7 protein-coding genes are annotated in these 7,355 nt (G+C 72.0%); 4 read left to right on the forward strand and 3 right to left on the reverse strand.

All coding sequences use genetic code 11. The annotated features are described in order from the left end of the window. The 3 genes from G6028_RS07745 to nudC form a co-directional block, all read left to right on the forward strand. Positions 1–706: PD-(D/E)XK nuclease family protein (locus G6028_RS07745; protein WP_182658524.1), on the forward strand; the 706-nt coding region annotated here is incomplete at its 5' end. Between the two features lie 62 nt (positions 707–768). Next, on the forward strand, positions 769–1,848 hold the full coding sequence (locus G6028_RS07750; RefSeq protein ID WP_179524802.1) for a potassium channel family protein: 1,080 nt from the start codon (positions 769–771) through the stop codon (positions 1,846–1,848). Between the two features lie 98 nt (positions 1,849–1,946). Then, the gene (nudC, locus tag G6028_RS07755) at positions 1,947–2,861 is read left to right on the forward strand and encodes an NAD(+) diphosphatase (RefSeq protein ID WP_179524803.1); all 915 of its coding nucleotides are present in this window, start codon (positions 1,947–1,949) and stop codon (positions 2,859–2,861) included. On the opposite strand, the gene G6028_RS07760 is transcribed toward nudC, so the two are convergent. Beyond that, the gene (locus G6028_RS07760; RefSeq protein WP_179524804.1) at positions 2,858–3,130 is read right to left on the reverse strand and encodes a mycoredoxin; all 273 of its coding nucleotides are present in this window, start codon (positions 3,128–3,130) and stop codon (positions 2,858–2,860) included. The genes nudC and G6028_RS07760 overlap by 4 nt on opposite strands. Positions 3,131–3,215: 85 nt before the next feature. On the opposite strand from G6028_RS07760, the gene G6028_RS07765 reads away from it, so the two are divergent. Continuing rightward, positions 3,216–5,336 carry an ATP-dependent DNA helicase UvrD2 gene (locus G6028_RS07765; RefSeq protein WP_338404176.1) on the forward strand — a complete coding sequence of 707 codons (2,121 nt, stop codon included), beginning with the start codon at positions 3,216–3,218 and terminating at the stop codon, positions 5,334–5,336. A gap of 21 nt (positions 5,337–5,357) precedes the next feature. Here G6028_RS07765 and G6028_RS07770 read toward each other — a convergent pair whose 3' ends face one another. Next, a complete protein-coding gene (locus G6028_RS07770; RefSeq protein ID WP_179524805.1) occupies positions 5,358–6,674 on the reverse strand; it encodes an ABC1 kinase family protein in 1,317 nt (438 codons plus the stop codon). A gap of 8 nt (positions 6,675–6,682) precedes the next feature. Next, positions 6,683–7,355: hypothetical protein (locus tag G6028_RS07775; RefSeq protein WP_182658525.1), on the reverse strand; the 673-nt coding region annotated here is incomplete at its 5' end.

Genomic DNA, 7,355 nt, shown 5'->3' on the forward strand with positions numbered 1-7,355 from the left:
GGCGGCGCCGCTGCTCGCGGATGCGCGCCGGGCCGCCGAGCAGCGTGACGCCGTGGTCCTGCCGCGGCGGCTGACCGCGGGTGAGGTGGTGGCCATGGCGACCGATCCCGACGCGTTCACCGATCGCCTCCGCCGACCGGTGCCGTTCCGGCCCGACCGCTTCGCCCGTCGCGGAACGCGGTTCCACCTGTGGCTGGAACACCGCTTCGGGGCCACCCACCTGCTGGACATCGACGATCTCCCCGGCGCCGGGGACCATGGCGCGGTCGACGGTGTGTCGGAGTCGGACCTCACGGCGTTGCAGCAGGCCTTCGAATCGTCGCGATGGGCCCGACAGACACCCGAGGCGGTGGAGGTGCCGTTCGAGGTCGGACTCGGGGAGCATCTGCTGCGTGGCCGCATGGACGCGGTGTTCGCGGACGGGGACGACTGGATCGTCGTCGACTGGAAGACCGGGCGGGTCCCTGGCCCCGGGGAGATGCCCGCGGTCTCGCTCCAGTTGGCGGTCTACCGCTACGCGTGGGCGAGAGTCGTCTCCGCCAGGCTCGGACGACCGGTCGAACTCCACAGGGTCCGGGCCGCCTTCCACTACGTCCGCGCCGGGAGGACCGTCGAACCGGCCGATCTCCCCGACGCGGAGGAGCTGCTCCGACTCCTCTCCACCGGACCGGGGAGAGGCCGGTTGTTGTCCGACGGTGACCGATAGGCCACGATGGTCCCGGTGACCCCGATGATCGACGGCGGTCCCGTCCCGGAACGGAGCTGCCGATGGTGAGGAAGCGCGCACTCGCGTCCCGTGTCCGCAGCAGCGACCCCTTGGACGAGAGCCCCGACCACATCCTCGTGGGCGTGGTGAGCATCCCCGCGAACGCCGAGAGCCCGTGGCGGCTCATCGGCAAGCGCGTCCTGATGGCCGTGCTCACGCTGGCCCTGGCGGCCCTCGTGGTGTATCTCGATCAGGAGGGGTATGAAGGCGGCGGTGGGGCCGACGGCCGGATCACGGTCGTCGACGCCTTCTACTACGCCACCGTCTCCCTCTCGACCACGGGTTACGGGGACATCTCCCCGATCACCCAGCAGGCGCGGCTGCTGAACGCCATTCTGATCACGCCGCTGCGCGTGCTCTTCCTGATCCTGCTCGTCGGTACCACCCTGTCGGTGCTCACCGAGCAGTCCCGTCAGGCCCTCAGGATCCAGCGTTGGAGGAACCTCGTGCGTAACCACACCGTCGTCGTCGGCTACGGCACCAAGGGCAGGTCGGCCGTCGCGGCGATGCTCGCCGACGAGATCGCCCCCGACGACATCGTCGTGGTCGACACCGACCCCCAGGCACTCAGGTCCGCGGCCGCCCGCGGACTGGTCACCGTCCAGGGCTCGGCCACCCGGTCGGACGTCCTCAAGCTCGCGGGCGTCACCCGCGCCGCGGCCGTGGTGGTGGCGACCAACTCCGACGACACCGCGGTGCTGGTCACGCTGACCGCGCGCGAGCTGGCACCCAACGCCAAGATCGTCGCCACCGTTCGTGAGTCGGACAACAAGCATCTGCTGAAGCAGTCGGGCGCGGACTCCGTGGTGGTCTCCGCCGAGACGGCCGGGCGCCTGCTCGGCCTGGCGACCATCACCCCGACCGTCGTGGGGATGATGGAGGACCTGCTGACCCCCGACGAGGGGTTCTCCATCGCCGAACGGCGCGTGGAGGAGTCCGAGGTCGGCGGCTCGCCGCGCCATCTGGCCGAGCTCGTCCTGGGAGTGGTCCGCAAGGGTCAGCTGATCAAGGTCAACGAACCCGAGGCGGACGCCCTGGAGACCGGGGACCGCCTGCTCTACATCAAGATGGTCTCGGGCTGAGACCAGGGCCGGCGACGCGGGCGGTCCGGGTGGCCGCGGCGTCCGCCGGGCTGGCACGCTGACCGCTCCCTCAAGATCTGCGAGAAGGAACCCCGACCATGCCGCTGGACTTCAGCCTCGACTCCGACCCCGTGCTGTCCGTCGCCGCGCCCGACCGGGCCGCGCCGCTCAGGCAGGACGTCGACGGTCTGTCGCGGGGATGGGCCACCGCGCGGGTGCTGCGGGTCGACCGCCGCAACCGGTTCGCCACGGACCCGGCGGCCGGGGGCCGTCGACGCATCCGGTTGGAACCCGCGTCGGACCACGCCGAGGAGCTGCCGGAGACCGCGGTGTTCCTCGGGCGTACGGACGAGGGGCGCCACATCTGGGCCCTGCCCGTGGAGGAGCTGCCCGATGACCCGGCGGTGGCGTCACTCCGGGTGACCGGAGCGGACCTGGTCGAGGGCGACGGCTCACTGGCCTCGCAGGCCCTCGCCCTGCTCGGCTGGCACCGGGACACCGTGCGGGGCCGGGAACCGCAGCACCATCCGCGCCGCGTGGACGCGGGCTGGGCCATCGAGGACCCGTTCCACGGAGGACCCGAGTACCCACGCACGGACCCGGCCGTGATCTGCCTGGTCCACGACGGTGGGCGCCGGGTGCTCCTGGCACGTCAACCGGTCTGGCCGGCCGGGATGTACTCCCACGTCGCCGGATTCGTGGAGGCGGGGGAGTCCCTGGAGGGTTGTGTCCGGCGCGAGGTGAAGGAGGAGGTCGGCGTGGAGGTCGACCGGGTCCGCTACCTCGGCAGCCAACCCTGGCCGTTCCCCCGCTCACTGATGGTGGGTTTCCACGCGGTCGGGGACCCGGACGCGCCGATCGTGCTCGAGGACGAGGAGATCAGTGAGGCCGCCTGGTTCGACGTCGACGAGGTCCGCGCCGCGCTCGACGGACGGGGCGACCTCATGGTGGCCCCACCGGTATCGATCGCCCACGTGATGCTCCGGTCGTGGGTCGCCGCGGTGGACCGTTAGGCGTCCGCGAGCTCGGCGAGCTTGGCCCTCACCTGGGAGGCCGGGGGGTTGGTGGCGGTGGTGCCGTCCGAGTACAGCGCCGTCGGGACGACACGGTTGCCGCCGTTGACGCTCTCGACGAACGCCGCGGCCTCGGCGTCGGCGTCCACGTCGATCTCCGTGTAACCGATCTCCTTCTCGTCCAGCAGCTTCTTGAGCCGGGTACAGAAGGGGCACCACGTGGTGGTGTAGAGGGTCAGGGCCTCGGCATCGTTCGTGAGATCGCTCATGACGGGGTCCAACGCTCGGAGACCGGGGAATCATCCCGGGGGAGGCCCACGGGGATGTGTCGGGGCCGGATGCCACCATGGTGGCGTGGATGACGTGCGGCGTGACCGGGACTCGGCCCTCGACGGACTGGACCCCCAGCAGCGGCGGGCCGTCCTGGCGCCCCGCGGACCCGTCTGCATCCTCGCGGGCGCGGGGACCGGCAAGACGCGCACCATCACCCGGCGCATCGCCCACCTGGTGACCACCGGACACGTCCGTGGGGACCAGGTCCTGGCCGTCACGTTCACCGCCCGCGCGGCAGGGGAACTGCGCATGCGGCTCGCCGGGCTGGGCGTGGCGGACGCGGGGACGGGGCCGGTCCAGGCGCGGACCTTCCACTCGGCGGCCCTGCGCAACCTCTCCTACTTCTGGCCGCGGGTCTACGGCGAGGAACCCTGGCAGCTGCTCGACGGACAGTTCCGGGCGGTCGCGCAGGCGGTCCGCCGGGTGGGGCTGGATCCCTCGACGGAGACGATCCGGGACGTCCTCACCGAGATCGGCTGGGCCAAGTCCAGTCTGCTCACCCCCGACACGTACGCCGAGCGGGCGGTCGCACTCAGTCGTGACCTCCCGGCCCCCGCCCCGGAGGTGGCGCGGGCGTTCCGGGCGTACGAGGATCTCAAGGTGTCGGGCCCGGTCCGCATGCTCGACTTCGACGATCTGCTGGGCCACATGGCGGAACTGGTGGAGGAGGTCCCGGCGATCGCGGAGGAGTTCCGGGACCGCTACCGGTGCTTCGTGGTGGACGAGTTCCAGGACGTCACCCCCGCCCAGCAGCGCCTGCTGTCGGCCTGGCTCGGTCGGCGCGACGACCTCACCGTGGTGGGCGACGTCAACCAGACCATCTACTCCTTCGCCGGGGCCGATCCGGACTATCTGCTCGGATTCGCCGAGCGCTACCCGGAGGCGACCGTCGTCCGCCTGGAGTCGGACTACCGGTCCACCCCGCAGGTGGTCGACCTGGCCAACGCGGTGATCGGGGCTGGCGCGGGGCGGTTCCGATCAGCCGGTCTCACCCTCCGTGGAATGCGTCCGGCGGGGCCCGACCCCGTCCTCACCGAGTACCCGGACGAGGACGCGGAGGCGGAGGCGGTCGCCGGGGCGATCGCCGATCTGGTCCACGGTGGGCTCGACCCCTCGGAGGTCGCGGTCCTCTACCGCGTCAACGCGCAGTCGGAGCGCATCGAGGCCGCGCTGGACGAGGTGGGGATCGGTTATCGGCTCAAGGGTGGGGAGGGCTTCTTCGACCGGACGGTGATCAGGCGCGCGATGTCGGCGATCGACAGACTGGTCGACGGCACCGACGAGGCGGTCACGGAGGAGCACTCCGCGCTCACCGACCCCACCGACGTCGCGCGGGTGATCCGGGCGTCACTGGAACCGTTGGGTCTCACGGCCGCCGAGCCGTCGGGCGCCCAGGCCCGGGAGAAGTGGGAGTCGCTGACCGCGCTGATGGGCCTCGTGGAGGAGATCGCCACCACCGAGGACCGCCCCGGACTACTCCCGGTGGTCGCCGGTCTGAGAGCCCGCGCCGCCGCGAGGCACGCCCCTGACCAGCGCGGGGTGACCCTGGCGTCGTTCCACGCCGCCAAGGGGCTCGAATGGGATGCGGTGTTCCTCCTCGGGGTGCACGAGGGCAGCCTGCCCATCAGTCACGCGATCAAGGCCGGGCCGGACGCCATCGAGGAGGAGCGGCGACTGCTGTACGTGGGGGTCACCCGGGCACGGGAGCACCTGTCCGTCTCGTGGAGCCGCAGCCGACGGGCCGGGGGCCGCGCCACACGCCGTCCCAGCCGCTTCCTCGACCCGGTCCGCCCGGCACCGGCGCCCGGGGGAAGCCGCCAGACGTCCGACTCCCCGGACAAGGGGCGTTGTCGCGGATGCGGGGAGCGGCTCACCGGGCCGATGCACCGGGCGCTGGGATCGTGCCCCGACTGCTCGGTGGAGGTCGACACCGGGTTGTTCGAGCGGCTGCGCGACTGGCGCAGGGAGACGTCGGAACGCATCGGCAAGCCCGCGTACACGGTGTTCACCAACGACACCCTCGTGCAGATCGCCCGCGAGCGTCCCGCGGACACCCGGGCGCTCGGGCGCATCGGCGGGATCGGGGCGCACAAGCTCGGCGAGTACGGGGACGATGTCCTCCGCCTGGTCAGGGAGGGCTGATCCCGGCCGGTCCGGAGTGGCTCACTCCTCGTCGGGGAAGATCTCCGGCATCCAGCGATGGACGATCTGCCGGTACGGGGCGGTCGCCTCGAGCTGGCACAGCATGCCCACCGAGGCCGAGAGCACCCGGTGGATGAGGACGTATTCGCGGGGAAGCGTGAAGGACCGCGAGGTCCGGAACTCACGGCCGGAGACGTCCCCGTACACCGCCATGATCCCCTGCATCCACTTGCGGTCGAAGTGGAACTCGGGCTTGCGCATCGGCTCGATGAAGGGCCCGAGGAAGGCCATCGCGTCCGCGGGGTCCAACCCGCCCCGGCCCACGTACCCGGAGCGCGTCATGAGGGCGAGCAGCTCCTCGGACTCCCCGGCCAGCGCGAGCCGCATCATCGAGGTGAGGACCGCGGGCATGCCGTCCGGTAGCGGGAGTGACGCCCCGAAGTCCAGCACCACCATCCGACCGTCGTCCGCGAGGAGGAAGTTGCCGGGGTGCGGGTCGCCGTGCATCATCCTCGCGCGGGCGGGGGAACAGAACTGGAACTCCGCCAGCAGTCCACCGGCCCGGTCGCGCTCCTCCTGGGTCCCGCTCGCGGCGATCCGGCCGAGCGTGCGACCCTCGGCCCACTCGGTGACCAGGACCTTCGGGGCGGAGGCGAGCACGGCGGGGACGCGGATCAGCGGGTCGTCGCGGAACGCGGCGGCGAACACCCGCTGCGTGTCGGCCTCCCCCCGGTAGTCCAGTTCGGCCACGGCGCTGTCGTACAACTCGTCGATGACCCCTTTGACGTCGGTGCCGGGGTTGAGGGGCCGCAGGAGCGGGGAGAGACGTCGGAGCTGACGGAGGTCCGAGCGCAACGCCTCGTCGGCCCCGGGGTACTGGATCTTCACCGCCACCTCCCGACCGTCCGACCAGACCGCGCGGTGCACCTGCCCGATCGAGGCCGCGGCGGCCGCGGAGGTGTTGAACTCGGCGAACCGCTCCCGCCACCGCAGGCCGAGTTGGGTGTCGAGGACCTGCTCGACCTCGGCGGGGGGCAGCGGCGGAGCCTCGGCCTGGAGCTTGGTGAGCGCCTCGCGGAACGGGCCCGCGTACTTGTCGGGCATCCCGGCCTCGAACACGCTGAGAGCCTGACCCACCTTCATCGCCCCGCCCTTGAGCTCTCCGAGCACGGCGAAGACCTGTTCGGCCGCCTGGTCGGCCAGCTCCTCGGTCAGTACGCCCTCGCCCCTGCCCAGAGCTCGACGTCCCAGCGACCCGGCGGCTCGTCCGGCGATTCCCAGGGGCAGGCCTGCGAGGCGCGCTGCTCGGCGGGATGAGGTGCGGGGGAGATCGGCCACGCCTCCAATCATGACAGAGGATGCCGATATGTCGCCGCGCCGCAGGTACAGCGATCGGAGGCCGGCCATTCGAGCCTTCTCCACAGCCCCTCGGCGGGATTGATCTCGACGGACGCCCCGATGGTCTGGAGGGGGCGGTCGGCCTCACGGCTGGCGGAGACCTCGGCGAGGACCAGGGCGGCTGCCGCAGTGAGCGCGGGCACTCCGGCCGAGGGGGATCGACCGACGAGCTGGGCGGCGACGAACGGCCACCGCGGGTCACGTCCGGCGCGGAACAGGTCCACGCACCGCAGACACGGACTCGCCCCGGGGATCACGGTGGGCCCCACCACCACCCGGCCGTCGCGGGCGTACACGTGGAGATGCACCTGACCGGAGCGGGTGAGGGCGGAGGCCACCACCGGATCCACCGCGATCGACCCGGTCAGGATCACCAGGTCCGGTGTCGGGCCGCGGCGGGTCCAGGGCGGACGGTCGCGGTCGAAGGCCAGTCCCGGGTCGGGACCGGTCGTGACCCGGCAGCCGTTGACCGACAGCGGTCCACGCAGCACCTCTGACAGCTGGCCCCTCCCGAGGATGTGGACCTGTCGGACGGCGGTCGGTCGCGGGGTGGGCACCGGCTCCGGTGCGGCGACGTCCGGGCCGGCGAGCCGGACGTGGCCGAGCTCGGCCAGGCGGGCC

Source organism: Dietzia cercidiphylli, from assembly GCF_014145145.1.
Taxonomy (GTDB): domain Bacteria; phylum Actinomycetota; class Actinomycetes; order Mycobacteriales; family Mycobacteriaceae; genus Dietzia; species Dietzia natronolimnaea.

Coding starts and splice junctions, on each gene's coding strand:
- G6028_RS07760 (WP_179524804.1), bottom strand. CDS start 3,130: ATGAGCGATCTCACGAACGATGCCGAGGCCCTGACCCTCTACACCACC.
- nudC (WP_179524803.1), top strand. CDS start 1,947: ATGCCGCTGGACTTCAGCCTCGACTCCGACCCCGTGCTGTCCGTCGCC.
- G6028_RS07750 (WP_179524802.1), top strand. CDS start 769: ATGGTGAGGAAGCGCGCACTCGCGTCCCGTGTCCGCAGCAGCGACCCC.